Genomic DNA, 25,664 nt, shown 5'->3' with positions numbered 1-25,664 from the left:
GGCCGCCGCCGCATAGAACCGGGCAATGAAGGCTTGGCTCCGTTCCCGTTTCGCCGCGCTGGTTGCGCTGGGCGATGATCGTTTGTCCCGCCGCAGCGAAGCGGCCGTGCTTGTCATGGCCGGCGGCCTGGGGGCGCTGGGCTTCGCCCCGCTCAACTGGTGGCCGCTGACGCTGCTGGCGCTGGCCGTGCTGGCGGCGCGGATGCAGCGCGCGAGTGGTCCCGTCCATGCCCTGCTGGTGGGCGAGCTGTGGGGCTGGGGCCACTTTTCGGTGGGCAATGGCTGGATCGCCACGGCCTTTACCTATCAGGCGCAGATGCCGGCCTGGCTGGGCTGGATCGCGGTGCTGCTGCTGGCGGTCTATCTTGCGCTGTTTCCTGCCGTGGCCACGCTGGCGGCATGGTGGCTGGGGCGGCGCTGGCGTCTGGCGCCGGTGCCGGCGCTGGCCGGGCTGTGGATCGTGACCGAATGGGCGCGCGGCTGGGTCTGCACCGGTTTCCCGTGGAACCCGCTGGCAGCCACGGCGCTGGGCGGGTTCGATCGGCCCGGCCTGGCGCGCGTGCTGCCGTGGCTGGGCACTTATGCACTGTCAGGCCTGGTCGTGCTGCTTGCCGGGCAATGGCTGTTTGCCCTGCGGGCGGGGGCACAACGCCGCTGGGGCCTGGCGGCGGCCCACTTTGCCGTGCCGGCGGTGCTGTTCCTGCTGCCGCTGGGCGGGCAAAAGGCCACTGGCAGCGTGCCGTTCACCCTGGTCCAGCCCAACATCGGCCAGGACGAGATCAACGACGCCAGCCGGTATGAGGAACAGTTCCAGCGGGCCGCCGCGCTCAGCCTGCCGCGCCAGCCGGGGCAGCGGCGCCTGGTGCTGTGGCCCGAAAGCGGCGTGCCCGATTATCTGCAGGAAGGCTATCCCCGCGCCTGGTATGCCGGCACCACCTATGGCGGCGATCCGCTGCTGGCGCGGGCGCGCATGGGCCGCGTGATCGGGCCAGGCGCGCTGCTGCTGACCGGCGCGGTCGACCTGGTGTTTCCGCCCAATCCGGCCCCGGCCGCCATGCCGGTCGGCGCGTGGAACGTGGTGACCGCGATCGACAGCCAGGGCGTGATCCAGGGCCATTATGCCAAGGCGCACCTTGTGCCTTATGGCGAATACCTGCCGATGCGCGGGCTGCTCACGCCGCTGGGCCTGTCGCGCCTGGTGGCGGGCGATTTCGATTACTGGTCGGGGCCAGGGCCGCGCACGCTGGATTTTTCGGCGCTGGGCCTGCCGCGCGTGGGCGTGCAGGTGTGCTATGAAATCATCTTTTCGGGCCAGGTGATCGACCGCGCCCACCGCCCGGATGTGCTGTTCAACCCGACCAACGATGGCTGGTTCGGTGCCTGGGGCCCGCCACAGCATCTCGCCCAGGCCCGGCTGCGCGCGATCGAGGAAGGGCTGCCGGTGCTGCGCTCCACCACCAACGGCATTTCGGCGGTGATCGATGCCCGTGGCGGCGTACGCGCCTTTGCCCCGCAGCACGTGGCGAGCCGCATTGAAGGGCTGGTGCCACCCGCGCTGCCCCCTACGCCGTTTGCGCGAATGGGCAACATATTGCCGCTTTTGTGGGCTGCAGCGCTTCTTTTGGCCGCGCTGGTTGCCTCCCGCCGTCGCCCGCGCTAGAGGCGGCACATAAAGATTGCTTTATATCGGACCCTTTGCCCATGCGCAGCGATTACCTGTTCACTTCCGAAAGCGTCTCCGAAGGCCATCCCGACAAGGTGGCGGACCAGATCAGCGACGCCATCGTCGACCTGTTCCTGAGCAAGGATCCCGAGGCGCGCATTGCCTGCGAAACCTTGACGACGACCAATCTGGTGGTGCTGGCCGGCGAAATTCGCGGGCGCGGCATCATGGATGCCAAGGGCGAATGGGCGCCCGGCGTGCGCGAGGAAGTGGAAGCCGTGGTGCGTGCCACCGTGCGGCGCATCGGCTATGAGCAGGACGGTTTCCATTGGGAAAACTTCCGCTTTGAAAACAACCTTCACGCCCAGTCGGCGCACATTGCCCAGGGCGTGGACGCCGGCGAGAACAAGGACGAAGGCGCTGGCGACCAGGGCATCATGTTCGGCTTTGCCTGCGACGAGACGCCCGATCTCATGCCCGCGACGCTGGATTACAGCCACAAGATCCTGCAGCGCCTGGCCGCCGACCGCCATTCCGGCGCCGCGCCGTTCCTGGAGCCCGATGCCAAGAGCCAGGTGACCCTGCGCTTCAAGGACGGCAGCCCGGCGGCCTGCACCGCAATCGTCGTCTCCACCCAGCACAAGCCGGGCTATGACGAAGGCGCCAAGGATGCCGAACTGAAAGCCTGGGTGAAGCAGGCCGTGGCCGCGGTGATCCCGGCAGAGCTGCTGTCGGACCAGACCGTCTATCACATCAACCCCACCGGCAGCTTTGAAATCGGTGGCCCCGATGGTGACGCTGGCCTGACCGGGCGCAAGATCATCGTCGATACCTATGGCGGCGCGGCGCCCCACGGCGGCGGCGCGTTTTCGGGCAAGGACCCGACCAAGGTTGACCGTTCGGCCGCCTATGTCACGCGCTATATCGCCAAGAACATCGTGGCGGCGGGCCTGGCCAAGCGCTGCACGATCCAGGTGGCCTATGCCATCGGCGTGTCGCAGCCGCTGTCGCTCTATGTCGATACGCACGGCACCGGCACGGTGGACGATGCCACGCTGGAACGCGCGGTGGAACTCGTCGCCAAGCAGCGCCTGGGCGGCTTGACGCCGCGCGGCATTCGCGTGGGCCTGTCGCTCAACAAGCCGATCTATGGCGTGACGGCGGCCTATGGCCACTTTGGCCGCACGCCCGAAGGCGACCTGTTCCCGTGGGAACGCACCGACCTGGTGGACGATCTCAAGGCCGCACTGGCCTGATAACGAGCACTGCGCCCGCCGTCAGTTCGATAGCCGTCAGTTCATCAGGCGGCGGGCAGCACGCTCCAGCAGCGGTTCATCGTCCAGCACTTCGCCCAGCACGGCCAGGGTGCCGTCGGGCATGCGCCGCACCATCACCAGCGAAAATTCGCGGCCATCGGCGGGAATGTCGGCCAGGCTGCGTGCCGGCAGGGTGCGCAGGGACGCCTCCAGCGCGGCACGCGGATCGCTGCGCGCCTGGCCTTCCTCGCTGCGGCGCAGGCGGCGCTCGGCCGCGACCACGCCCTTGAGGCCGCCCGGCGTATTGGCCAGGAACCCGGCCAGTTCCCCGCGTGACAGACCCAGGCGATGGGCATGGGCCAGGGCCGTGGCATATTCGGTCAGCCGCGTTTTGTCGTACTGCGCGCCGAACACCAGCTTGACCACCGGGATCAGCGGGGCGCGCGCCTGCATCGTCAGCCCGGCATCGGCGACCAGCGCGGCCAGATCATCGGGTTCCGCCTCTGCCGCCAGGGCAAAGTCCCAGGCGCGGCCGATCGCGGCATAGAGCGCGTGACGGGTGCGGTCCTCGCTACCCAGGGCGAGTGCGGCCATGGCGCGGGCGCTGGCCAGCCAATCGGCCAGGCTGTCGGGCTCGGGCTGGTCCAGCCCTTCGGCAAAGGCGGCCGTTGGAAACGCGTCTTGCGCAAAGGGATCGAGCGGGGCCAGATCAAGCGCGGGCAGGATTTCCAGCGCCACTTTGCCGAGATCGAGTTCATCGGCGTCTGGCCCGGCGTCTTGCGGCGCCAGGTTGCGCGGATCGCGCGGGCGCACGGGGCCATCGGCCCACTGACCCAGCGAATCGGCCAGGCTGCCCCAAGGCTCGCCCGGTTCGGCACCGGCCGGCGCGGGATCGGCAAAGGCGGGTAGCGGCAGATCGGGGCGGGTGTGCGTGGCGGCACTGTCTGCGCCATCGCCCCCGCGCAGAGCGGTCACCGCCTTGCGGCGCGGCTTCTTCTCACCCAGCACCAGGCCGATTTCGGCCATCAGCTCGTTGGTAGTCGCCTGGTCGGCCAGTTCCTTCCAGTTGATCACGCCAAAGATATAGTCGAGCGTGTCACCGCTGGACGAGAACGGCAGCAGGATGCCGCGATAGAGGATCGTGCGCCCGCGCTGGTTGGCAAATTCCGCCTCGAACCCGATCGGCGCCTCGTTGGCCACGATCTGCATGTAGTGATCGGTGATGCGCGACAGGATCGAGCGGCCGGGCACCTGGCTCAACCGCGTCAGCGGGCCTTCGCCCGCGCAATCGGCCAGCAAAGCCTCGCCGACATAGGCGATGGCGGGATCATCAAGCCCGGCGTCGAACTGCAGTAGCACGGCATGATCGGCAAAATCGGGCCACTGCCCGGCCAGCAGCGGGCCGACCAGCGGCAGACGGCTGTCACCCAGCATGCCGGCCCAGAAGTTGTAGGCGCGCACTTGCATGCGCCGCTCGTCCGCGCCCATCAGCGGCGGCAGCGGCTGATCGACCAGATCGCCGTCGAGCAGGTCATCGTCCGGATCGCTGCCGGCAAACAGGCCCAAGGGGCCGGGTTCGTCGGCAAATCCGCGCATGCTGTCCATTACCAAGCCCTTCGTCACGCTCCTTGCCGCAGTCTGGCGTAACATGGTGAAGAAGCGATTAAGTTGCGCCGATGGATTTCCGGGTGTTGGGAAGGTGTTGCCGGCGTTGCTGGCCTAACCGCGCGCGGCGATGGCGCGGGCCTTGGCCAGCAGCCGCTCGGCCATGTCACGGTGCAGCAGTTCGGCCATCTTGCCGTTGACGCGCAGCGCACCCTGGCCGGCATTGGCGGGATCGGCAAAGGCTGCGACGATCGCTTCCGCCTCGGCCAGTTCGGCTTCGCCCGGCGCGAACACGCGGTTGGCCACGGGCAGTTGCGCGGGATGGATCAGGGTCTTGCCGTCAAAGCCAAAGGCGCGTGCCTGGGTGCATTCGGCCTCAAGCAGGGCAAGGTCATCGATCGCGTTGCACACCCCGTCGAGCACGATCAGGCCGTTGGCGCGGGCAGCCAGCACCGCCTGCGCCAGTAGCGGCACGAACGCGGCGCGGCCCGGCGCCTGGGCCATGCCGGTGTCCTTGGCCAGATCGTTAAGGCCCAGCACCAGGCCAGCCAGGCGCGTGGTGGCGGCGCAATCGGCGATCCGTTCCAGCGCCAGGGCGGCGCGCGGGGTTTCGATCATCACCCACAGCCGCACGTCGTTGGCAAAGCCGGCACGGTCCATCGCTGCCGACAGCGTCACGATATCGGCAGCGTCTGCCACCTTGGGTGCCAGCACGGCCTCAAGCGGCGCGGCGGCGAGGGCGGCCAGATCATCGTGCCCCCATGGGCCATCGAGCCCGTTGCACCGCGCGATCAGGCGGCGATGGCCAAAGCCGCCGGCCTGCGCCTCGGCCACCAGGGCGACACGAGCCTGCGCCTTGTGATCGGGCGCGACCGCGTCTTCCAGATCGAGCACCACCGCATCGCAATCGAGGCTGCGCGCCTTGGCGAGGGCACGGGCATTGCTGGCGGGCATGTAGAGCGCGGAACGCAAGGGGCGGGTATCGGTCACGGCATCAACCTTTGCGGGGGGCAGCGCCACGCGGCGCGGGTTCCTTGACGGTATCGACGCGGCCTTCCTCGCGCGCGGGCATCGGCACGAACAGGCGCAACACGAGATTGCCGACCAGCCAGAGCGCAGCGGCATGGAGTGCGAAGGTCAGGCCACGCTGATCGGCGACCCAGCCCCAGACCCACGCGCCGACCGCCATCGAGCCGAACGTGATCGCCTGGTAGAGCGACAGGCAGCGCCCCAGGATGGCCTCGGGCGAGCGCAACTGCATGGCGACGTTCAGGCTGGTCAGCGCCGCGACCCAGCCCGATCCGCCGACAAAGCCGGCGACCATGGCGATTGGCAGGCTGTGGGCCTGGGCCAGCAGGAGCAGCGCGCCGATGAAGCCGACCGTCGCGCCGGTGATGATCACTTCTGCGCCAAAGCGGCGGCGCGCCTTGGTGATCCACAGCGCATTGACGATCGACCCCACGCCGAACGATCCGAGAATCAGGCCATAGTCCAGCTCGGTCCCGGCCAGGGTATCGTGCGCCACGGCGGGGATCAGCGCCTGGAACGCGCTGGCCCCAAAGCCGAAGGCCGCCCCGCGCAACAGCACCTTGCGGATCGGGACGGAGCCGGCGCAGAACACCAGGCCCACCTTGATCGATTGCAGCATGGGCTGGCGCTGCGGCGCGCGCGCCTCTGGCCGCCAGCGCGCCAGCACCACCAGCATGCCGACATAGCTGATCGCGTTGGCGGCAAAGGCCGCGCTCACGCTCAGGATCGAGATCAGCACCCCGCCCAGCGCCGGGCCGACGCTGCGCGCCAGATTGTTGGACATGGAATTGAGCGCGATCGCTTGGGGCAGATCGGCCTTGCCCACCTGCAACCGCACCGAAGCCTGCCAGGCCGGCTGGTTGATCGCGGTGCCCATGCCGACCATCAGGGTGAGCAGCAGCAGCGACAGCGGCCCCAGCGCGCCGCGATAGCCCAGCACCGCCAGCACGGCGGAAACCACCAGCATGGCGGTCTGTGCCCAGATCATCACGCGGCGGCGGTCAAAGTTGTCGGCAATCGCCCCGGCGAACAGGCCCAGCAGCAGGATCGGCAGGCTGGACGATGACTGCACCAGGGCGATCAGCACATGGCTGCGCGTCAACTCGGTCATCAGCCAGGCGGCCGCGGCCGACTGGATCATCGATCCCAGGTTGGAGACCAGGTTGGCCGTCCAGATCGCGCGAAACGCGGGATAGCGAAACGGCGCCAGCGCGCCACCGGGTTGAGGTTGGGAAGCGGCGCCCTGGGTCAAAGCAGATAGCGCATGCGGATCGACGTGGTCATCTGCGCTTCGCCCAAGGTAAAGGCGGCGGCAGAAAAGCGCGGCGGGCCAAACCGGATCGGCGCATCGCGCGAAAAGCCAAAGCCTTCGCGCGGCATCATGAACATCTTGTCGAGCCGGCCATTGGCGTTTTCATCGTGGAACAGCGCCACGGCATAGCGGCCGGGCAGCACGTGCTGGAACGCGATCACATCGTTTCCGGCGGCGGGCACGGTCTGGTGCAGCGCCTGCGGATCCTTTTCGCAATCGGGAAAGGTGCCCGGATCGGCGGTGAGGCAGGCCTGGATCAGCCCCTTGTGCGAGCGCAGGCCGACCACATCGACCAGCACCGTGGTGCGATCGGGCAGCACCGCGCCGCCCTGGCTGAGCGCGAGTGCGCCCAGCACCAGGCCGCGTGTCGCGGCGCGGCGAATCGCCTGTGCCTTCACCGAACTTTCCTTTCCTGCCAGCCGGCCAGGCCGGCGTCCGTGCCGCAAAGGCGATCCCATACGCGAAAATAGAGGCCGTAGTTGCACCGATACCGCTCGTGATGCTGATGATGATGGCTGGCCGTTATCAGCCACTTCCCTGCCCGGGAATGAACCAGCCCGGCCGGAAAGATCTCCCAGCCCATGTGGTTGGTCACGCCCATCACGGTCATCACCACCAGAACGCAGGCCAGCACCCCGGCCTGGATCGGCACCACGAAGACCAGCGCGGGAATAAACAGGCCGACCACGGCCGCCTCGATCGGGTGGAAATTCATCGCTGCCCAGGCCGTGGGCGGGCGGCTGGCATGGTGGATGGCATGCACGCTGCGAAACACGCGTGGCCGGTGCATCCAGCGATGCGTCCAATAAAACCAGGTATCGTGGGCAAACAGATAGACCAGCAGCGATACTGGCATCCACCACAGCGGATAGGCATGGGGATCGGCATAGATGCGGGTCCACCCGTGCTGCTGCCAGCCCCAGGCGATGATCCCGGCGGGCACGCCATAGATCGCCGCCGACGCCAGGCTCCAGCCGATCTCGCGGCGGATCTGCGCCTCGAGCCCGGCATAATGGCCAGGCAGGCGCCGCTGGGTAAGCCAGGCAAACAGCCCGCTGGCCGCCACATAGCGCACCGCGACGATCGCGGTCATGGCGAGCGCCGACAGCAGCAGCGCGGCAAGCGTTGGACTGGTCATGCTTTTCCCGATCGGCACACGATGCGCCTGGCTGCCCCTATGCCAAGCCGGGCCGGCGCTGCCCAGCCCGATTTTCGCCCATGCAGCATAGACAAGGTGCCCTTGCCAGCGCGGGGCGGCGCGCCTAGATAACCGGAGCGATTCGGTCTGATTTGCGCACGCCTGTCGAAACGGCGGAATCGGGCCGACCCCACCCACGGTTGCGAGCAGGTGCGATGCGATTGTCGAGCATGGCTGACTATGCCGTTGTCATGATGTGCGCTGCCGCGCGCCATTGCGGCTGCCACGCGGCCGATCGCCCCCTGCTCTCGGCCCAGCAGCTCGCTGCCGAAACCGGCTTGCCCGCGCCCACCGTGCAGAAGCTGGTAAGCAAGATGTCGGCCGCCGGCCTGCTGAAATCGGTGCGCGGCGCGCGCGGCGGGCTCAAGCTGGCGCGCCCGGCCGCGGCGATCAGCCTGGCCGATGTGATCGAGGCGGTCGAAGGGCCGATTGCCATGGCCGCGTGCAGCGGGCATGGGCGCGGCGATTGCACGCTGGAAGGCGCCTGCATGGTGCGCCCGCACTGGCCGGCGGTGGATGCCGCGCTGCGCGCCGCGCTTTCAAGCGTGTCGCTGGTGCAGCTTGCCCGCCCGGCCCAAACCGGCCATCTGGCCACCCCTGCGGCGGCCATGATGCCTGCCGCATCCCCCATTCCTGCCGAGTTGCCCGCATGACCGAAGAAACCCTGAACGACACGCCGGTTAAGGACCAGGCCGCGCGCGACGCGGCCGCCCGCGTGGCGGAATACGAGCACGGCTGGGCTTCGGACATCGAGCAGGAATATGGCCCCAAGGGCCTGTCGGAAGACACCGTGCGCTTCATCTCGGCCAAGAAGGACGAGCCGGAGTGGATGCTGGAATGGCGGCTCAAGGCCTATCGCCACTGGCTGACCATGCCGATGCCCGACTGGGCCAAGCTGAACATTCCGCCGATCGATTACCAGGACGCCTATTACTGGGCCGCGCCCAAGAAAAAGGATGGCCCCAAGTCCCTGGACGAGGTCGATCCCGAAATCCTGCGCGTCTATGAAAAGCTGGGCATTCCCCTGGCCGAGCAGGAAGTGCTCGCCGGCGTGGAAGGCGCGCGCAAGATCGCCGTGGACGCTGTGTTCGACAGCGTCTCGGTGGCCACCACGTTTCGCAAGGAACTGGAAGCGGCCGGCGTCATCTTCCGCTCGATCAGCGAGGCGATCCGCGAGTTTCCCGATCTGGTGCGGCGCTGGCTGGGCAAGGTCGTGCCGATGCACGACAACTATTTCGCGGCCTTGAACTGCGCGGTCTTTTCCGACGGCACTTTCGTCTACATTCCCGAAGGCGTGCGCTGCCCGATGGAGCTGTCGACCTATTTCCGCATCAATGCGGAAAATACCGGCCAGTTCGAACGCACGCTGATCGTGGCCGACAAGGGCGCCTATGTCTCGTACCTGGAAGGCTGCACGGCCCCCCAGCGTGACGAGAACCAGCTCCATGCCGCCGTGGTCGAACTCGTCGCGCTCGACGATGCCGAGATCAAGTATTCCACGGTGCAGAACTGGTATCCCGGCGACGCGCAAGGCAAGGGCGGCATCTACAACTTCGTGACCAAGCGCGCGCTGTGCCAGGGCGCGCGGTCCAAGGTGTCGTGGACCCAGGTGGAAACCGGCTCGGCCGTGACGTGGAAGTATCCCAGCTGCGTCTTGAACGGCGAGGATTCGGTCGGCGAATTCTATTCCGTCGCCGTCACCAACAACTATCAGCAGGCCGATACCGGCACCAAGATGATCCACAACGGCAAGCGCAGCCGCTCGACCATCGTGTCCAAGGGGATCAGCGCGGGCAAATCCAACAACACCTATCGCGGCCTGGTGCGCGTGGCGCCGCAGGCCGAGGGCGTGCGCAACTTCACCCAGTGCGACAGCCTGCTGCTGGGGGCGGAATGCGGCGCCCATACCGTGCCCTATATCGAGGTGAAGAACCCTTCGGCGACGATCGAGCACGAGGCGACGACCAGCAAGATCAGCGATGACCAGCTGTTCTACGCGATGCAGCGCGGGCTGGACCAGGAACAGGCCGTGGCACTGATCGTCAACGGCTTTGCCAAGGAAGTCCTGCAGCAGCTGCCGATGGAATTTGCCGTGGAAGCGCAAAAGCTTCTGGGCATCAGCCTGGAAGGCAGCGTGGGATGAGCGCGCTTTTGATCATGGCGCTGGCCACGGTCACCGCGCCTGACAGCGCCCCGGCGCTGGCAGCGGTGCAGAAGTGCGACAAGCAGGCCATGCGCGCCATGGCCACGGGCGAGCCGCACCGCCGCACCGAATTTGCCGCCGCCGTCTATGCCGAGCAGCGCGCGATCGCGCAGGAACGCGCCGCGCTGCTCGATGCGCAGATCGCTGGCACGCCCAGCCCCAGCGGCGCGGCCACGGCGGCCACTGCCCTTGGCCAGATCGACGCCCGGCAGAAGGAGCTGGACGACGTGAAAGCCATCGAAAAATCGTGGCGCGACCTGTTCGACGAGGTTCGCGCCGACTTCCTAGCCAATTGCTCGAGCGGAAAACGCAATGCTGACGATAAGTGACCTCTCCAACGAAATCGCCGGCAAGGCCATTCTCAAGGGGCTTTCGCTCACCATCAAGGCGGGCGAGATCCACGCGATCATGGGCCCCAACGGCGCGGGCAAATCGACGCTGGCCTATACCCTGGGCGGCCGCCCCGGCTATGACGTGACCGGCGGCAGCGTGGATTTCGAGGGCCAGGACCTGCTTGCCATGGACCCGCACGAGCGCGCCGCGGCCGGGCTGTTCCTGGGCTTCCAATATCCGGTGGAAATCCCCGGCGTTTCCAACGTGCAGTTCCTGCGCGAGGCGCTCAATGCGCAGCGCAAGCAGCGTGGGGAAGAGCCGCTGTCGGGCGGCGCCTTCCTCAAGCTGGCGCGCGAAAAGGCCGACCTGCTGCGCATGGACATGGACATGCTCAAGCGCCCGGTGAACGTGGGCTTTTCCGGCGGCGAGAAGAAGCGCGCCGAGATGGTCCAGATGGGCATTCTCGATCCCAAGCTGGCGATCCTGGATGAAACCGATTCGGGCCTGGACATCGATGCGCTGCGCATCTGCGGCGAAGGCATCAACGCGATCATGCGCAAGGCCGACAAGGCCGTGCTGCTGATCACGCACTATCAGCGCCTGCTCGACTATGTGAAGCCCGATTTCGTCCACGTCCTGGCCGGCGGTCGCATCGTGCGCTCGGGCGGGGCCGAACTCGCGCTGGAACTGGAACAGCACGGTTACGAGGCGGTGGCGTGACCACCGCCACGCTTGTGCCAACCCGGGCGGACGAGGCGTTCCGCTATGCCGATCTGGCGGCGCTGGCCACGCTGTGGCCGCTGCCGACGCAGGCGGTGGACGTGGCGGCGGGCGCCAGCGGCAGCCTGTCGGTGGTCCTGGCCGGCCACGCGCCCGAGGCGCGCGATCTGGTGATCACCCTGGGCGAAGGCGCGCAATACGATCTGCGCCTGCTCAACGCCGGCAGTGCCTATGGCCGCATTGCGGTGAAAGTGCGCCTGGCCAAGGGCGCGCGGTTCCACCTGGGCGCGGCGCAGCTGGGCGGCGGCAACCAGACGGTCGAAATCGTTACCGAGGTGGTCCACGCCGAGCCTGACGCCGTGTCGAGCCAGGTGGTCCGCTCCGTTCTGGCGGGCCACGCGACCGGCACCTATCTCGGCCGCGTAGTCGTCGATCGTGGGGCGGTCGGCACCGATGGCGAACAGTCGATCCGCGCCATGCTGCTCGATCGCACCGCCACGGCCAATGCCCGGCCGGAACTGGAAATCTATGCCGACGACGTGAAGTGCGCGCATGGCTGCGCCGTGGGCGAACTGGATGCGCAGGGCCTGTTCTACCTGCAATCGCGCGGGCTGCCGCCGGCAGAGGCCAAGAAGCTCATGCTGCAGGCCTTCATCGCCGAAGCCTTTGTCGATGCGCCCGAGGAAGAGGTGCTGACGCAGGCCGCACTCGCCGCGCTGGGAGGGTTGCTATGACCACGCTTGCCGCCACCACGCTGACGCAGGCGTCCGATTGGCCGGGCCTCGCCAATCCTGACGGCACGCGCTGGCACTATCTCGATACCGGCGCCACCGCGCAAAAGCCGCAGGTGGTGATCGATGCGGTAACCCGCGCCATCGGCGTGGACTATGCCACGGTGCATCGCGGGGTCTATACCCGCTCGGCCGAGATGACGCTGGGCTTTGAAGCGGCGCGGCGCAAGGTGGCAGGCCTGCTCGGCGCGCACGAGGGCGAGATCGTGTTCACGCGCGGCGCGACCGAGGCGATCAACCTGGTGGCGCAGACCTGGGGCCTGGCCAATCTCAAGGCCGGGGACCGCGTGCTGCTCTCGATGCTGGAGCATCATTCCAACATCGTGCCCTGGCAATTGCTGGCGCAGCGCACCGGCATTGCCATCGATGTCTGCCCGCTGACCGCCGATGGCCAGATCGATCTGGATGCGGCCGAACGCATGCTGACCGGCGCGCACAAGCTGGTGGCGCTGGGCCATGTGTCCAACGTGCTGGGCAGCGTGCTCGATGTGCCACGCGCGGTGGCGCTGGCCCATGGCGTGGGCGCGAAGATCCTGATCGACGGCTGCCAGGCAGTGCCGCGCCTGAAAGTGGACGTGAAGGCGCTCGACGTCGATTTCTACGTCTTTTCCGGGCACAAGCTCTATGGCCCGACCGGCATCGGCGCGCTCTATGCCAAGGCCGATCTGCTCGATGCCATGCCGCCGTGGCAGGGCGGCGGGGCGATGATCGATCGCGTGTCGTTTGCCGGCACTACCTTTGCCCCCGCGCCGCAGCGGTTCGAGGCGGGCACGCCTGCCATCGTCGAGGCGATTGGCCTGGGTGTGGCGGTCGATTTCGTGCAAGGGCTGGGGCTTGATGCCATCCATGCCCACGAAACCGCCCTGGTGCGCACCGCGCGCGCGGCGCTGCGCGAATTCAACGCCGTGCGCCTGTTTGGCCCGGATGATGCCGCTGGGATCGTCAGTTTCATGATCGAGGGGGTGCATCCGCACGACCTTGGCACCATATTGGACGAGGAAGGCGTGGCGATCCGCGCCGGACACCACTGCGCCCAGCCGCTGATGGAGCATCTGGGCGTGCCGGCCACGGCCCGCGCCAGCTTTGGCGTCTATAACGATGAAAGCGATGTCGCAGCGCTCGTGCGCGGCATTGCGCGAACCTTGAGGATTTTCGGATGAGCGCCGATACCCCCCGTTTCACGGTTGAGGAAGTCGATGCGGTGAACCCGCCGCGCCGGGCCCATGTGGACGATATTCCCGAGCCGGCACCAGAAGCTGCCCCGGTGGAAACGGCCGGCGAGCGCAAGCGCGACTATCTGTCGGGCTTCCTGGCGGAAAAGCCGCAAGGGGTGAACCCGGGCGAGCCCGGCGGCGAGATCTATGAAGGCGTAGTTGCCGCGCTGCGCGACATCTTCGACCCGGAAATCCCGGTCAATATCTATGACCTGGGGCTGATCTATGGCGTCGACGTGGCCGAAGACGGACACGTGGCGGTGACCATGACGCTGACCACGCCGCATTGCCCGGTGGCCGAATCGATGCCCGGCGAAGTGGAACTGCGCGTGAGCGCGGTGCCCGGCGTGCGCGACGCCGAAGTGAACCTGGTGTGGGACCCGCCGTGGGACCCGCAGAAGATGAGCGATGATGCCAAGCTCGAACTCGGGATGCTCTAAGCCATGACCGATGCCCCCACCCGCACCCGCCAGCGCCCTGCGGCGGTCAATCTGACCCCGTCTGCCCATGCGCGCATCGCCACCTTGATGGCCAGCGCGCCGACCGACGCCATTGGCGTCAAGCTGTCCACCCCGCGCCGGGGCTGTTCGGGCCTCGCCTATTCGGTGGACTATGTGAACGCCGCCAACCCGATGGACGAGCGCATCGATACGCCCGGCGGCACCTTGTTCATCGATGGCGCCTCGGTGCTCTACCTGATCGGCAGCACGATGGATTGGGTCGAAGACGATTTCCAGGCCGGCTTCGTCTTTGCCAATCCCAACGCCAAGGGCACCTGCGGCTGCGGCGAAAGCTTCACGATCTGATCTAATCTAATCTAATCTAAGTCAGCCGCGCGAGGGCCCAGCGCGCGGCATCGGCCACGGCCGGATCGGGATCGTCCAATAGCGCGCGCACCGGCGCCATCAGTGCCGGATCGCCGCTGTTGCCCGCGGCATAGAGACAGTTGCGCACCATGCGATCGCGCCCGATCCGCTTGATCGGGGAGCCGGCAAAGACCTGGCGGAACGTGGCATCGTCCAACGCGAGCAGTTCAGCGAGGCGCGGCGCCACCAGTTCGGCGCGGGGCAGGAACGCGCGGTTGTCGGCCGCTGCCTGGGCAAAGCGGTTCCACGGGCACACCGCCAGGCAATCATCACAGCCATAGATGCGGTTGCCCAGCGCGGCGCGATAGCGTTCGTCCACCGGCCCTTTGTGCTCGATCGTGAGATAGGACACGCAGGCCCGCGCATCGAGCTGATAGGGCGCGGGAAAGGCGCCGGTGGGGCAGGCATCCTGGCAGGCGGTACAACTGCCGCAGCGATTGGCATGGGGCGCGTCGGGCGTGAGGCGCAGCGTGGTATAGATCGCGCCCAGGAACAGCCATGAGCCGTGGCGGCGGCTGACCAGGTTGGTGTGCTTGCCCTGCCAGCCCAGCCCGGCGGCCTGGCCAAGCGGCTTTTCCATGACGGGCGCGGTATCGACAAAGACCTTGACCTCCGCGCCCGGCTCGGTCGCCACCAGCCAGCGGGCCAGCGCCTTGAGTGCGCGCTTGATCACGTCGTGATAATCCACGCCCTGGGCATAGACGGAAATCCGGCCGCGGGTCGGCACCTCGGCCAGTGCCAGCGGATCGTGCGCGGGAGCATAGCTCATGCCCAGGGCGATCACGCTTTGCGCCTGCGGCCACAGCGATTGCGGCCCCTGGCGCTGTTCCTTGCGGGTTTCCATCCATTCCATGCTGCCATGGCGCCCATCGTCCAGCCACTGGTGCAGGTGCGCGCTGCGCTGCGGATCGTCTGCGGCCGGGGCAATGCCGCAAGTAGCAAAGCCCAGGCGCAGCGCCTCTTCGCGCAGGCGTTGTTCCAGGGGGGCGGGCGGGGTTTTAACCAAGTCTTCCGTCTCTTGCGTTCATGGGGCTATGTGGACCAATCAAAAGGGGCATGGCGTGGCGATGACGATTGGGCAAGACGGCGATTGGGCGATCGAGGCGCGCGGCCTGGTCAAGCGGTTCGATGGTTTCACTGCCGTGGACGGGGTGGACATCCGCGTGCCGCGCGGCGCCATCTACGGCATTCTTGGCCCCAACGGCGCGGGCAAGACCACCACGCTGCGCATGCTGCTGGGCATTATCGATCCCGACGCGGGCATGCGCCGCGTGCTGGGCCATGAACGCCCGACCGATGTGGCGCGGCGAATCGGCTATCTGCCCGAAGAGCGCGGGCTCTATCCGGCGATGAAAGCGACCGAGGCGATCGCCTTTCTGGCCGCGCTGCGCGGCGTGCCGCTCAAGACCGGGCGGGCGCGGGCGCGCGAACTGCTGGAAGAGCATGGCCTGGGCTATGCCGCCGATCGCCAGATCCGCCAGCTGTCCAAGGGCATGGCGCAGCAGGTGCAGTTGCTGGGCACGCTGGTGCATCAACCTGAGCTGGTGGTGTTCGATGAACCGTTCTCGGGGCTCGACGCGCTCAACCAGGGCAAGCTGGAAAAGATGATCCGCGCCCTGGCGCAGGGCGGCACCACGGTGATCTTTTCCACCCATGTCATCGCCCATGCCGAACGCCTGTGCGACCAGGTGGCGATCATCGCCGGGGGCAAGGTGCCGTTTGCCGGGCTGGTGGACGATGCCCGCGACCGGTTGCGCCCGCAGGTGCGGCTGGAAACCCGCGCGCGCGATGGCGCCTGGCGCGCGGCGCTGCCGGCCGATGCGCGGGGCGAGGGCGCCTTCTGGCATTTCACCCTGCCCGAAAGCGGGGTCGAGCCCCTGCTGCGCGCCCTGATCGAAGGGGATGCGGGCATTCTTTCGCTGTCGATCGAGCGGCCCGGCCTGCATGACGCCTTCGTGGCCATCGCCGGGGAGGCCGCCGCGCGTGCGCTGGAAGAAAACGCATCCGGCCAGGAGAAAGCGGCATGATCCCTGAAAAACTGCGCGCCGCCTGGGTGATTGCCCGCCGCGATTTCGTGGCGGTGATCTTTTCCAAGAGCTTTGTCTTCTTCCTGCTCGGGCCGCTGTTTCCGATCATCGTGGGCGGCATGGCCGGCGCGATCGGCGCCAAGGTGCAGCGCGATCTGGACAACCCGCAGATCGGCATTGCCCTGCCGGCAGACGAGGCGGCGCGGATGATCGACGCCCACCATGCCCTGGCCGATGCCATGCCGGGCGATGTGCCCGATTTCGTGGTGCTCGATGCGCCATGGGGCGGGCGCACCTATGATGCGCGGGCCGCGCTTGCCGGTGCCCGTCGCGCTGGTGCTTCCAGTCCGATGGAGCACGGCAAGCCAGTGGGCCAGCTTGCCGCGGTAGTGTCGGGTAGCCTGGCCCATCCGGTCTTGACCGCCACGCCCGAGCGGGCGCGGATGTGGCAGGGCATGATCGCGCTGTTTGCCGCCCATGCGCAAAGCGTGGCGCCGGCCGCCCTGCCACCCGTGGCGGTGGACGAGGTGGCCAGCAGCGTCGCCTCGGTGCAGACCGGCCAGGTCAGCACCGCGCAGGCGGGGCAGGTGGCGCTGTTCCTGCTCACCATGCTGCTGGCGGGCATGGTGCTGTCCAACCTGGTGGAGGAAAAGGCCAACAAGATCATCGAGGTCTTGGCCGCCTCGATCCCGATGGACGCGTTGTTCCTGGGCAAGCTCTTTGCCATGCTCGGCGTGAGCCTGGTGGGCATGGCGGTGTGGGGCGCGGCCTGGGGCGGGCTGATGGTCATGGGCATGAAATCGCTGCCGCTGCTGGCCGCGCCGGCGGTGGGCTGGCCGGTGTTCATCCTGCTGGGCTTCCTCTATTTCGCCATGGCCTATCTGCTGCTGGGTTCGCTGTTCCTGTCGATCGGCGGCATGGCCACCACCGTGCGCGAGGTGCAGACGCTGTCGATGCCGGTCACCATGCTGCAGCTGATGGTGTTCTTCTTTGCCAGCTATGCCCTGGCGCGGCCGGGCAGCTGGGTGGATTGGGCGGCGCGGGTGTTTCCGCTGTCCTCGCCCTTTGCCATGCTGGCGCGCGCCGCGCGCGATCCGGTGATTTGGCCGCACCTGCTGGCGCTGGGCTGGCAGGCATTGTGCGTGATGCTGATCGTGCGCACCGGCGCACAGCTGTTCCGCCGCACCGTGATGAAGTCTGGCCCTGCCAGGGGGCGCAAGGTGCGCAAGGGCGGGCTGCTTGGCTTGCTGAAGCCTGACCGCACCGCTCAGGATCGGTTCAGCCAGGGTGAAGCATAACGATCAGGTCTCGCGGGCAGGTTGCCATCATGGCACGCCCCCCGCCCTGCCCGCGAGGCCATCTTGCCCCGGCTGCCTGCCAGCCCGACAAGGCGTTCATGGTGATGACGAACGGCTCAGCCCCCCCTTCCGCCCATCCGTCGCGCCGCCGCCTGTTGGGCTGGCTGGGCGCCGGGCTTGCCTTGCCCATGGCCAGCGCCTGCCGCGCCCGCCCGGCTGCCCCCGAGGAAGTCTTTCCGGTGCAGCACAGCGAGGCGGAATGGCGCCGCCTGCTCACCCCCGAACAGTTCTTCATCCTGCGCGAGGCGGGCACCGAGCGTCCGTTCAGCTCACCCCTGCTGAACGAGCATCGCAAGGGCACTTTTGCCTGCGCGGCTGATCGCCAGCTGCTGTTTTCCTCAACCACCAAGTTTGACAGCGGCACGGGCTGGCCCAGCTTCTGGAAACCTTTGCCCAATGCCGTGGGCCTGCGCAGCGACAGCTCGTTCGGCATGGACCGCACCGAGGTCTATTGCCGCCGCTGTGGCGGACATCTCGGCCATGTCTTCGACGATGGCCCGCCGCCCACGGGCAAGCGCTATTGCATGAACGGCAAGGGCATGATTTTCCTGCCGGCCTGAGCGCCGCAGGGCTTTCCCGCCCCGGCCATCCGTGCCAAGGCCGCAGGCGATGCGCCGTATCGCCCTTTTCCTGCTCGTGCTGGCCCTGGTGCCCACGATCTATGTGCGCCAGCCGTTTCCCCCGCCCAATCCCGACGACCGGGTATTCTATCACGATCTGCTGCCCGGCCTGCGCGCCGGTGGCGCACCGCCGCGCTATGGCGCCCTGACGCTGGTGGGGGCGTGGCAATTGACCAGCCCCGATCGCGAATTCGGCAATTTTTCGGCACTGGCGGTGCGCAACACGCATGATCTGCTGGCGGTGAGCGATCGCAATGCCGTGATGGTGTTCACCCGGCCCGATCAGCCGCTGCCCTGGCGCACGTGGCAGCGCGAAACCATTCATCCGGCATGGTCAGGCCAGGAAATCGATACCGACAGCGAATCGGTCTCGGTCGATCCGCGCAATGGCCAAGTGCTGATCGGCTATGAAGGGGCGGGCGCGTTTCACCTGTTCAGCCCGGATTTCAGCCGCGATCGCCCGATCGCCGCGCCCGTGCTGCTGGAATGGCCCAACAACCAGGGGCCAGAGGCGATGCGCCAGCTGGCCGACGGGCGCACCGTGGTAATCGGCGAAGTCTTTGCCCACTGGTGGTCGCGCCGCCGCCATCCTGGGCTGATCTGGCCGGGCCTGCCGCGTAGTGGCCAGGCGCCGGCGCGGTTCGAGCTGGTCATGCCCGAAGGCTATCGCCCGGTGGAGCTGGCCCAGGCGCCCGATGGCCGCCTGCTGGTGCTGGGGCGCAAGTTCACGCTGGGCGGGTTTCGCACCGTGGTCACCATGATTGACGATCCGGCGGCGATTCGCCCCGGTGCGCAGGTGGAGCCGCGCCCGATCGCCTGGATCGCCGATCCGCGCATCCGCGACAACTATGAAGGCATGGTCGCCACGCCCGAGGCCGATGGCAGCACCGCGATCTGGCTGATTTCCGACAGCAACGAGATGGTCTGGCTGCAACGCACGCTGCTGCTCAAACTGCGGCTGGCGCGCGGCGTCTGATCCGCCAGGTACGCAGCGTGCGCGGCGACGGCAGGCAACAAAAAAGGCCGGGGGAGAACCCCGGCCTCTTTGTAGGCATCAGCGTGCCGCAGCCGTTCAGGCGGCGGTGGCGACAGCCTTGACCAGTTCACGCTTGACCTTGAGGGCGCGCGTGCTGAGCTTGGTGTTGTCCTGCTTGAGCAGCCAGTTGTCGAGACCGCCGTTGTGCTCCACCGAGCGCAGGCCGTGCGTCGAGACGCGGAACTTGAAGCTGCGATCGAGCTTCTCCGACATCAGGGTGACGTTCTGCAGGTTGGGGAGGAACACGCGCTTGGTCTTGTTGTTGGCGTGGCTCACGTTGTGACCGATCTGGCGGCCCTTACCGGTCAGTTCGCAAATGCGCGACATGGCTAAAAACTCGCTTCGTGTTCTGATGATCTATCTGGAAGGTGGCGCCATGATCGAATCAACCGGGGAAGTCAAGGATTCGCTTGCCCGAATGCCTTGCTGCCTGCCGATTCTGTGTTACCGGCAGGAGAGATGACCCGCTGGCCCCTGCCCGAACCGATGAAACTGGCGCTGCAACAGGCGCATGACGCCGCTGCTGCGGGCGAAGTGCCGATCGGCGCGGTGATCGTCAAGGGTGGGCAGGTGATTGCCGCCGCGCACAACCGGCCGCGTGGGCTGTGCGATCCCACCGCCCATGCCGAAGTGCTGGCGATTCGCGCCGCGGCGGCTGCCCTGGGCCAGGAACGGCTGGAGGGCTGCGACCTGTGGGTCACGCTGGAACCCTGCCCGATGTGTGCCGGGGCGATTGCCCACGCCCGGCTGGCGCGGGTCTATTACGCCGCGCCCGATCCCAAGGGCGGCGCGGTGGAACACGGTGGGCGCCTGTTCGACCAGCCCACCTGCCTCCACCGCCCCGAAGTCTATGCCGGCCTGGGCGAGGCGGAAAGCGCCGCGCTGCTGCGCGACTTCTTCCGCGCCCGCCGGGGGTGATCAGACCCGGTTGGCGCGGGCGATCGCGCCCAGCACGGCGGCACTGGGCTTGGGCGTGCGGGCAAAGGTGACAGAGTCATAGCTGGCCAGGCCAAACCTGGGCTTGTAGCCAAAGACCCATTCGAAATTGTCGATCAGGCTCCAGTGGCAATAGCCCAGCACCGGCACGCCATCGTCGATCGCGGCCTTCAGGTGGGTGAGCGCGGCCGGGATGAAGGCGGCGCGGATGGTATCGTCATCGGTGCCCACGCCATGTTCCGATACCAGGATCGGCACGCCGGTGGCTTGGTGGGCATAGCGGACCGCACCGGCCAGGGACGGCGCCCAGACTTCGCTGCCTGACCAGTTGCGCACCGCGTCGGCCGGCGCGGGCAGGCGGCCCTGCGGCCCCCACAGCGCGCGTTCATAGTTCTGCACGCCCAGGAAATCGTCGGCCTTGGCCACGTCGAGCCATGTGCCATACATCTCTTGGCGCTTGGCATCGCGCAGCGAGCCCTTGCCCACCGCCTGATCGTCCATCATCGCCAGCGAAAGCCCCACCGGCAGGCGCGGCGCGGCAGCCTTGATCGCCGCCTTGCCCGCCTTGTGCGCGGCCAGCAGGCCAGCCTGCAGATCGGGCAGATCGGCCAGGCCGGCCACATTGGCGCAGAGGAAGCGCGGCACGCCCAGCCGCTTGGCCGCGGTTTCCAGCGTCAGCTTCTGGATCGCCCACAGTTCTGGCGGCACATTGGCATTTTGCAGCAGCAACAGGATATTGGGTTCGTTGAAAGTGATCGCGGCATGAATGCGATCGCCAAAGTGGCGGGTGGCGTTGTCGGCAAAGCGGGCAAACAGCGCGGCGCTTTCCGGGTTGGCCCAGCCGCCCTGCGCGGAAAACCAGCGCGGCGCGGTAAAGTGGCTGAACGTGACGACCGGCGCCAGGCCACGGGCGCGGCAGCCATCGATCACGCGGGCATAGTGATCGAGCATCGCCTGCGAAAACAGGCCCTTTTCCGGCTCGATCCGCGCCCATTCGATGCCAAAGCGATAGGTGTTGAGGCCGATCGCCTTGGCCAGGTCAAGATCCTGTTCCCACAGCAGGAAACTGTTGGCGGCATCGCCCGATGGCGCGGCAAAGACCGTGGGCTGCTGGTTTTCCAGAAACCACAGGTCGCTGCTGGTATTGTTCCCTTCGATCTGGTGCGGCGCAGTGGATGCGCCCCACAGGAAGCCCTGGGGAAACTGCGACGAAACGGCGGCCTTGGCGGCCTTGGCCAGGGCGGGCGTGGCACTCGCGGCCAGCGCGGCGCCGGCCGCGAGCATGGTACGGCGATCGAGCATGGAACTGCCTTTCAGGTAGATCGAAATGTCAGGCGCAGATGGCGTGCACGAAGGCGATGATCTCATCCGCCAGGCGGCGGTCTGACGTGCCCAGGTGCATGGCCATTGAATAGTGATTGTGGCCCGATGCGATGTATCCACGCGGCATGGTGCCGTGGCGCGCCAGCCGATCGGCCATCAGGCCCAGGAACTCTGCCTGGAAGCGCGGCGGATCGAATTCGGCAATCGCTACCAGCAGCGGCAGCGTGGTTGCGGCCATCGCCTCGCGCGGGGCACGCCCGGCATAGTCCTGCGCGTTGCCGTAATAGAGCTGGTCGCGTTCATCGAGCGGGGTGTGGCCATAGAGGCCCGACAGCAGCACCGCGCCGCGCGCCGCCAGATCGGGGCGCAGGCGGATCGCGCCGGCCACATGCACGGCGCCGGCAGACGTGCCCACCAGCACGATGCGCTGCGGGTCGCCGCCATGATCGGCGACATGGGCCACCAGCCAGTCGAACGCGGCCAGCACGTCTTCCGATCCGGCAGGCCACATGTGATCGGGCGCCAGGCGATAGTTGATCACGGCGCCGATCATGCCGGCCTGCGCCGCCATGCGGCCCACTGCGGCGTTGGGCCAGGTTTCTGCCCCGCTGCCACCCTTGTCGCCGCGCAGGAAGCCGCCGCCGTGCACGAAGACCAGCACCGGCTTGGGCGCATCGCCGGGCGAGCCATAAAGATCGAGCCGGTGGCGTTCGTGGGGACCATAGGCGAGGTCCACCGCCGCAGCCGGCTCCGCCGCGACCAGGGCCTGCTGCTCGGCATCGAACAGGGCGCGCACCTGGCCCAGCAGATCGGGCGTCAGCGTGGTGCCCATGGCGGCGATTGCGGCGCGGGTGGCGTCAAACGGCATCGATGCTTTCCTTCAAGGGAGCGGATCGCCTGAGAAAGTGTTGGCCGCCCCCATCGTGAGACAGGGGCGGCGGGTATCGGATCAGAACTTGCCGTCGAGCGACAGACCCACGGTGCGGAACGACTGCGGGCCATAGATGGCGCCGATGTTGGCCGCACCGCCATAGGGGAAGCTCGACTGATAGAGCGAGGGCTCGTTCACGTTGAACAGGTTGCGGGCAAACACCGCCAGGGTGAAGCGTTCATCGGCCGTGCGCACGCCGATGCGGCCACCCACCGTCCAGTGCGGACGGAACGTGGTATCGGCCACCGAATTGGCTTCATAGCGGATGCGCGATTTCCACACCGCGTCGGCCGCCAGGAAGCCCTTGAGGTTTTCGCCCAGGTCATGGGCATATTCGCCCGAGACGGTGAACTTGTACTTTGGCGCATAGGCCAGCTGGGTATTGCCGATATCGCTGCCATCGGTGCCAAGGAAGCCCTTGGGATAGGTGGCCTTGGCATAGATGAACCCGGTGTTGAGCGAGAGGTTGCGCGTCACCTTGCCGAACAGGTTGATTTCCGCCCCGCGCGACTTGACCCCGTTGATGTTGGTCTGCACGCACGAGATCACCGCGTTCTGGTCGACCGTGCACTGCTGCGCCTGGAAGTTCTCGATCTTCTGGTAGAACAGGTTGGCATCGAGCACCCAGCTGCGCAGCAGCGTGGCCTTGAAGCCCACTTCGTACGAGGTCGGCACTTCAGGCAGGACGACATAGGGCGCTGCGCCCGACGGCGTGGCGATCTGGCCACCCTTGAAGCCGCGTGCCACGGTGGCATAGGCCATCGTGCGCGGATCGACGTCATACTGCAGGCCGCCCTTCCACGAAACCTTGCCGACGTGCAGGCGGGTATAGCTGTCCAGCGCCGTGCCGGCCGCGTTCTGCATGCCGAGCGAAAGCACATCGTCAGTATAGCGGCCGCCCGCGATCAGGCGCAGTTTGTCGCCGGCGTGGATCGTCATCTGGCCGAACGCGGCGATCGATTCGTCGACCACGCGATAGGCGTTCACCGTGCTGGAGAAGGCCGGGATGTACACGCCCGGTGCCGGGTGGATGGCGACCGACACGGTTTCGGGCGTGCGCGTCATCACCTGGCGCGAATAGAACCCGCCCAGGGTATATTCCACGGTCTGGTTGGCCGGGGACGACAGCCGCACTTCCTGGGTGAACAGGTCGATCGGGCGATCGACCGGCGAATTGTGCACCTGCAGTTCCAGCGGATCGGCGCGGAACACGTTGGATGCCGCGCCATAGCCCTTTTCATGGGTGCTGCGGTAGGCGGTGATCGAGGTGAGCGTGAAGGGCGCGAACTGGTAATCCAGCTGGAGCGAGGCGCCGCCGGTCTTGATGCGGTCGGTGAATTGCTCGCTGGTGCAATAGTTGCGGTTGCCTTCGCCCGCCGTCACGCCGCAGCTTGCCAGGTTGGCGGTGACGTTGTCGGGGATGGGGAAGGGCGTGGGCAGCGGCAGGATGCCGGGGCCACTGCTCTTCACGAATGTGAAGAAGTTGCCGCCATTGGTAGTGCGGGTGTCGGTATAGTCACCGATCAGGTTGACCGTCAGCTTGTCGGTCGGCTCCCACAGCAGGCGGGCGCGGCCGCCCATGGTTTCGTTCTTGTCATACTGGCCAGTGGTCAGGTTGTAGTCCGGCCCCTGGCGCATGTTGCCATAGGCCGCCACGCGGATCGCGGCATTGCTGGCGATCGGCACATTGGCCACGCCCTGCAGGATCTGGTTGCCAGACTTGGACCCGGCAAAGCCGGCGGTCGAAAGCTCGCTGCGCACGCGCACCGATACCTTGTCGAATTCGGGCTTGTTGGTGGTGATGTTGATCACGCCGGCCGAGGTGGTGAGGCCGAACAGCGTGCCCTGCGGGCCCTTGAGCACTTCGATCCGCGCCACGTCGAACAGGTCGGAGATATTGGCGTTGCCCTGGCTGACCTGGTCTACCACCACGCCCACCGAGGCCACCGCGCCGGCCGAGAAGGTCTGCGTGCCGATGCCGCGGATCGCGCCGCCGCCGCCGGTGTTCTGGCCGGGTGCCGACTGGATTTCCAGGCTTGGGGCGATGCGGTTGAGATCGTTGACGGTGTTGACCTGCTGCCGCTCCAGCTGGCCGGCATCGGCCACGGTGATCGAGATCGGAACTTCCGTCACCTTTTCCACGCGGCGCTGCGCGGTCACCACGATGGCGGCGTCAGGCGCACTGTCGGCGGCCTGCGGCGCGGCGGCCGGGGCTGATTGCGCCAGGGCTGGCGTGGCCAGGACGGAAAGTGAAAGACCGGCAAGCAGCGCGGTGCGGGTGTGGCAGATCATGATGGTTCTCTCCCCAAAAATCGTGCGTTTATCGGTCCGCGCCCGCCGTTATGCGGGCGCGGTCGGCTGGATTGGAATGAAACGGCGGGTCAGATTTCGTCGATAACCGGGTTGGTCAGCGTGCCGATCACGCCGATGGAAATCCCGCAAACGTCACCGGCCTTCATGTAGAGCGGCGGCTTGCGCTTATCGCCCACACCGCCCGGCGTGCCGGTGACAATCACGTCACCAGGGGCGAGCGGGGTGAAGGTGCTGCAATATTCGATCACGAACGGGATATCCCAGATCATGTCGCTGATCGGCTGGTCCTGGACCAGTTCGCCATTGAGGCGCGTCTGCACGCGCTGGCTGCCAAGGTCCGCCACTTCATCGGGCAGGACCAGCGCCGGGCCAAACGCGCCGGTGGCGGGATAGTTCTTGCCCGGGGTGAACTGGATATTGTGGCGCTGCCAATCGCGCGCCGAACCATCGTTGAAGATGGAGAAACCGGCGACATGGGCCATGGCATCGGCGCGGGCGATGCGGCGTCCGCCCTTGCCGATCACCACCGCCAGTTCGCCTTCATAGTCGAACCGTTCGGTCTCGCGCGGGCGTACCAGCGGCTCGCCAGCGGCGATCAGGGTATCGGCCCAGCGGGTGAAGATCGCCGGAAATTCCTTCTGCTCGCGCCCGGTTTCGGCCACGTGGGTGGTATAGTTGAGGCCGACGCACAGGATCTTGCCGGGATTGGGCACGACCGGCAGCAGGCGCACATCGGCCAGGGCAAACTGGCCCGTGGCAGGCAGCGCAGCCAGATCCTGGTCGGCCACGTCCTTGAGAAAGGCGGCGCTGCCAGCCGTGCCGAGATCGTGCACGGTATCGCCATCGAGACGGCCAAAGCTGGGCAGGCCATCTGGGCGGCGGAAGCTGATGAGACGGGTCATGGGATCGAAAACTCCGAAAAACGAAAGC

Annotated in this window: 26 protein-coding genes; 15 read left to right on the top strand and 11 right to left on the bottom strand. The window is 67.2% G+C overall.

The window, feature by feature from the left end:
* Nucleotides 1-25 precede the first annotated feature (25 nt).
* Together lnt and metK are read left to right on the top strand one after the other, a co-directional pair.
* A complete protein-coding gene (lnt, locus tag FHW97_RS14615) occupies nt 26-1,660 on the top strand; it encodes an apolipoprotein N-acyltransferase (RefSeq protein WP_171799256.1) in 1,635 nt (544 codons plus the stop codon).
* A 41-nt stretch (nt 1,661-1,701) separates the two neighbouring features.
* On the top strand, nt 1,702-2,919 hold the full coding sequence (gene metK, locus FHW97_RS14610) for a methionine adenosyltransferase (RefSeq protein ID WP_062783381.1): 1,218 nt from the start codon (nt 1,702-1,704) through the stop codon (nt 2,917-2,919).
* 36 nt (nt 2,920-2,955) lie between these two features.
* Here the strand turns inward: metK and FHW97_RS14605 are convergent, their stop codons facing one another.
* From FHW97_RS14605 to FHW97_RS14585, 5 genes are all read right to left on the bottom strand, one after another.
* Complete coding sequence (locus FHW97_RS14605; protein ID WP_168351989.1) at nt 2,956-4,524, bottom strand: hypothetical protein; 1,569 nt, start codon at nt 4,522-4,524, stop codon at nt 2,956-2,958.
* A 114-nt stretch (nt 4,525-4,638) separates the two neighbouring features.
* Entirely contained in the window at nt 4,639-5,538 is a 900-nt protein-coding gene (locus FHW97_RS14600) for a CoA ester lyase (protein ID WP_255476516.1), read from the bottom strand.
* Complete coding sequence (locus FHW97_RS14595) at nt 5,519-6,805, bottom strand: MFS transporter (RefSeq protein WP_168351988.1); 1,287 nt, start codon at nt 6,803-6,805, stop codon at nt 5,519-5,521. The genes FHW97_RS14600 and FHW97_RS14595 overlap by 20 nt, the downstream gene beginning before the upstream one ends.
* Complete coding sequence (locus tag FHW97_RS14590) at nt 6,802-7,263, bottom strand: DUF2141 domain-containing protein (protein ID WP_231627652.1); 462 nt, start codon at nt 7,261-7,263, stop codon at nt 6,802-6,804. Before FHW97_RS14590 ends, FHW97_RS14595 begins: the two co-directional genes overlap by 4 nt.
* Nucleotides 7,260-8,003, bottom strand: a complete 744-nt coding sequence (locus FHW97_RS14585) for a sterol desaturase family protein (protein ID WP_022676216.1) — start codon at nt 8,001-8,003, stop codon at nt 7,260-7,262. Before FHW97_RS14585 ends, FHW97_RS14590 begins: the two co-directional genes overlap by 4 nt.
* A gap of 215 nt (nt 8,004-8,218) precedes the next feature.
* Here FHW97_RS14585 and FHW97_RS14580 point away from each other — a divergent pair, with 215 nt between their 5' ends.
* From FHW97_RS14580 to FHW97_RS14545, 8 genes are read left to right on the top strand one after another with little or no spacing between them, the layout of a single operon-like run.
* Nucleotides 8,219-8,716 carry an Rrf2 family transcriptional regulator gene (locus tag FHW97_RS14580; protein WP_054131720.1) on the top strand — a complete coding sequence of 166 codons (498 nt, stop codon included), beginning with the start codon at nt 8,219-8,221 and terminating at the stop codon, nt 8,714-8,716.
* Nucleotides 8,713-10,206 (top strand): Fe-S cluster assembly protein SufB, encoded by a 1,494-nt coding sequence (gene sufB / locus FHW97_RS14575; RefSeq protein WP_022676729.1) that lies wholly within the window; start codon nt 8,713-8,715, stop codon nt 10,204-10,206. Before FHW97_RS14580 ends, sufB begins: the two co-directional genes overlap by 4 nt.
* Nucleotides 10,203-10,595: a hypothetical protein gene (locus tag FHW97_RS14570; protein ID WP_022676728.1), complete on the top strand. Its 393-nt coding sequence runs from the start codon at nt 10,203-10,205 to the stop codon at nt 10,593-10,595. Before sufB ends, FHW97_RS14570 begins: the two co-directional genes overlap by 4 nt.
* The gene (gene sufC, locus FHW97_RS14565) at nt 10,579-11,319 is read left to right on the top strand and encodes a Fe-S cluster assembly ATPase SufC (RefSeq protein WP_054131721.1); all 741 of its coding nucleotides are present in this window, start codon (nt 10,579-10,581) and stop codon (nt 11,317-11,319) included. Before FHW97_RS14570 ends, sufC begins: the two co-directional genes overlap by 17 nt.
* Nucleotides 11,316-12,053, top strand: coding sequence for a SufD family Fe-S cluster assembly protein (locus FHW97_RS14560; RefSeq protein WP_168351987.1), 738 nt, complete (start codon nt 11,316-11,318; stop codon nt 12,051-12,053). Before sufC ends, FHW97_RS14560 begins: the two co-directional genes overlap by 4 nt.
* On the top strand, nt 12,050-13,270 hold the full coding sequence (locus FHW97_RS14555) for a cysteine desulfurase (protein WP_168351986.1): 1,221 nt from the start codon (nt 12,050-12,052) through the stop codon (nt 13,268-13,270). The genes FHW97_RS14560 and FHW97_RS14555 overlap by 4 nt, the downstream gene beginning before the upstream one ends.
* The gene (locus FHW97_RS14550; RefSeq protein ID WP_022676725.1) at nt 13,267-13,764 is read left to right on the top strand and encodes an SUF system Fe-S cluster assembly protein; all 498 of its coding nucleotides are present in this window, start codon (nt 13,267-13,269) and stop codon (nt 13,762-13,764) included. The genes FHW97_RS14555 and FHW97_RS14550 overlap by 4 nt, the downstream gene beginning before the upstream one ends.
* Before the next feature lie 3 nt (nt 13,765-13,767).
* On the top strand, nt 13,768-14,130 hold the full coding sequence (locus tag FHW97_RS14545; RefSeq protein ID WP_168351985.1) for an iron-sulfur cluster assembly accessory protein: 363 nt from the start codon (nt 13,768-13,770) through the stop codon (nt 14,128-14,130).
* Nucleotides 14,131-14,146: 16 nt separating this feature from the next.
* Here FHW97_RS14545 and queG read toward each other — a convergent pair whose 3' ends face one another.
* Entirely contained in the window at nt 14,147-15,196 is a 1,050-nt protein-coding gene (gene queG / locus FHW97_RS14540) for a tRNA epoxyqueuosine(34) reductase QueG (protein WP_253941795.1), read from the bottom strand.
* 61 nt (nt 15,197-15,257) lie between these two features.
* Here queG and FHW97_RS14535 point away from each other — a divergent pair, with 61 nt between their 5' ends.
* The 4 genes from FHW97_RS14535 to FHW97_RS14520 all read left to right on the top strand — a co-directional run bounded on the left by FHW97_RS14535 (nt 15,258) and on the right by FHW97_RS14520 (nt 19,171).
* Nucleotides 15,258-16,217 carry an ABC transporter ATP-binding protein gene (locus FHW97_RS14535; RefSeq protein WP_043609486.1) on the top strand — a complete coding sequence of 320 codons (960 nt, stop codon included), beginning with the start codon at nt 15,258-15,260 and terminating at the stop codon, nt 16,215-16,217.
* Nucleotides 16,214-17,515: an ABC transporter permease gene (locus FHW97_RS14530; protein WP_168351984.1), complete on the top strand. Its 1,302-nt coding sequence runs from the start codon at nt 16,214-16,216 to the stop codon at nt 17,513-17,515. Before FHW97_RS14535 ends, FHW97_RS14530 begins: the two co-directional genes overlap by 4 nt.
* Nucleotides 17,516-17,613: 98 nt before the next feature.
* The gene (gene msrB, locus FHW97_RS14525) at nt 17,614-18,135 is read left to right on the top strand and encodes a peptide-methionine (R)-S-oxide reductase MsrB (RefSeq protein WP_370525419.1); all 522 of its coding nucleotides are present in this window, start codon (nt 17,614-17,616) and stop codon (nt 18,133-18,135) included.
* A 49-nt stretch (nt 18,136-18,184) separates the two neighbouring features.
* Nucleotides 18,185-19,171, top strand: coding sequence for an esterase-like activity of phytase family protein (locus FHW97_RS14520; protein WP_022676719.1), 987 nt, complete (start codon nt 18,185-18,187; stop codon nt 19,169-19,171).
* 96 nt (nt 19,172-19,267) lie between these two features.
* Here FHW97_RS14520 and rpmB read toward each other — a convergent pair whose 3' ends face one another.
* Complete coding sequence (rpmB, locus tag FHW97_RS14515; RefSeq protein ID WP_022676718.1) at nt 19,268-19,558, bottom strand: 50S ribosomal protein L28; 291 nt, start codon at nt 19,556-19,558, stop codon at nt 19,268-19,270.
* Between the two features lie 132 nt (nt 19,559-19,690).
* On the opposite strand from rpmB, the gene FHW97_RS14510 reads away from it, so the two are divergent.
* Nucleotides 19,691-20,149, top strand: coding sequence for a nucleoside deaminase (locus FHW97_RS14510; protein WP_022676717.1), 459 nt, complete (start codon nt 19,691-19,693; stop codon nt 20,147-20,149).
* On the opposite strand, the gene FHW97_RS14505 is transcribed toward FHW97_RS14510, so the two are convergent.
* The 4 genes from FHW97_RS14505 to FHW97_RS14490 all read right to left on the bottom strand — a co-directional run bounded on the left by FHW97_RS14505 (nt 20,150) and on the right by FHW97_RS14490 (nt 25,636).
* Nucleotides 20,150-21,469: a family 1 glycosylhydrolase gene (locus tag FHW97_RS14505; protein ID WP_022676716.1), complete on the bottom strand. Its 1,320-nt coding sequence runs from the start codon at nt 21,467-21,469 to the stop codon at nt 20,150-20,152.
* A gap of 28 nt (nt 21,470-21,497) precedes the next feature.
* On the bottom strand, nt 21,498-22,358 hold the full coding sequence (locus FHW97_RS14500; protein ID WP_022676715.1) for an alpha/beta hydrolase: 861 nt from the start codon (nt 22,356-22,358) through the stop codon (nt 21,498-21,500).
* Between the two features lie 81 nt (nt 22,359-22,439).
* Nucleotides 22,440-24,713, bottom strand: a complete 2,274-nt coding sequence (locus FHW97_RS14495; protein WP_022676714.1) for a TonB-dependent receptor — start codon at nt 24,711-24,713, stop codon at nt 22,440-22,442.
* Between the two features lie 89 nt (nt 24,714-24,802).
* On the bottom strand, nt 24,803-25,636 hold the full coding sequence (locus FHW97_RS14490; RefSeq protein ID WP_168351983.1) for a fumarylacetoacetate hydrolase family protein: 834 nt from the start codon (nt 25,634-25,636) through the stop codon (nt 24,803-24,805).
* Between the last annotated feature and the right edge of the window lie 28 nt (nt 25,637-25,664).

Source organism: Novosphingobium sp. SG754 (genome assembly GCF_013149315.1).
Taxonomy (GTDB): domain Bacteria; phylum Pseudomonadota; class Alphaproteobacteria; order Sphingomonadales; family Sphingomonadaceae; genus Novosphingobium; species Novosphingobium capsulatum.
The sequence above is the reverse complement of the archived record's forward strand: the minus strand, read 5'-3'. Positions and strand labels throughout refer to the sequence as shown.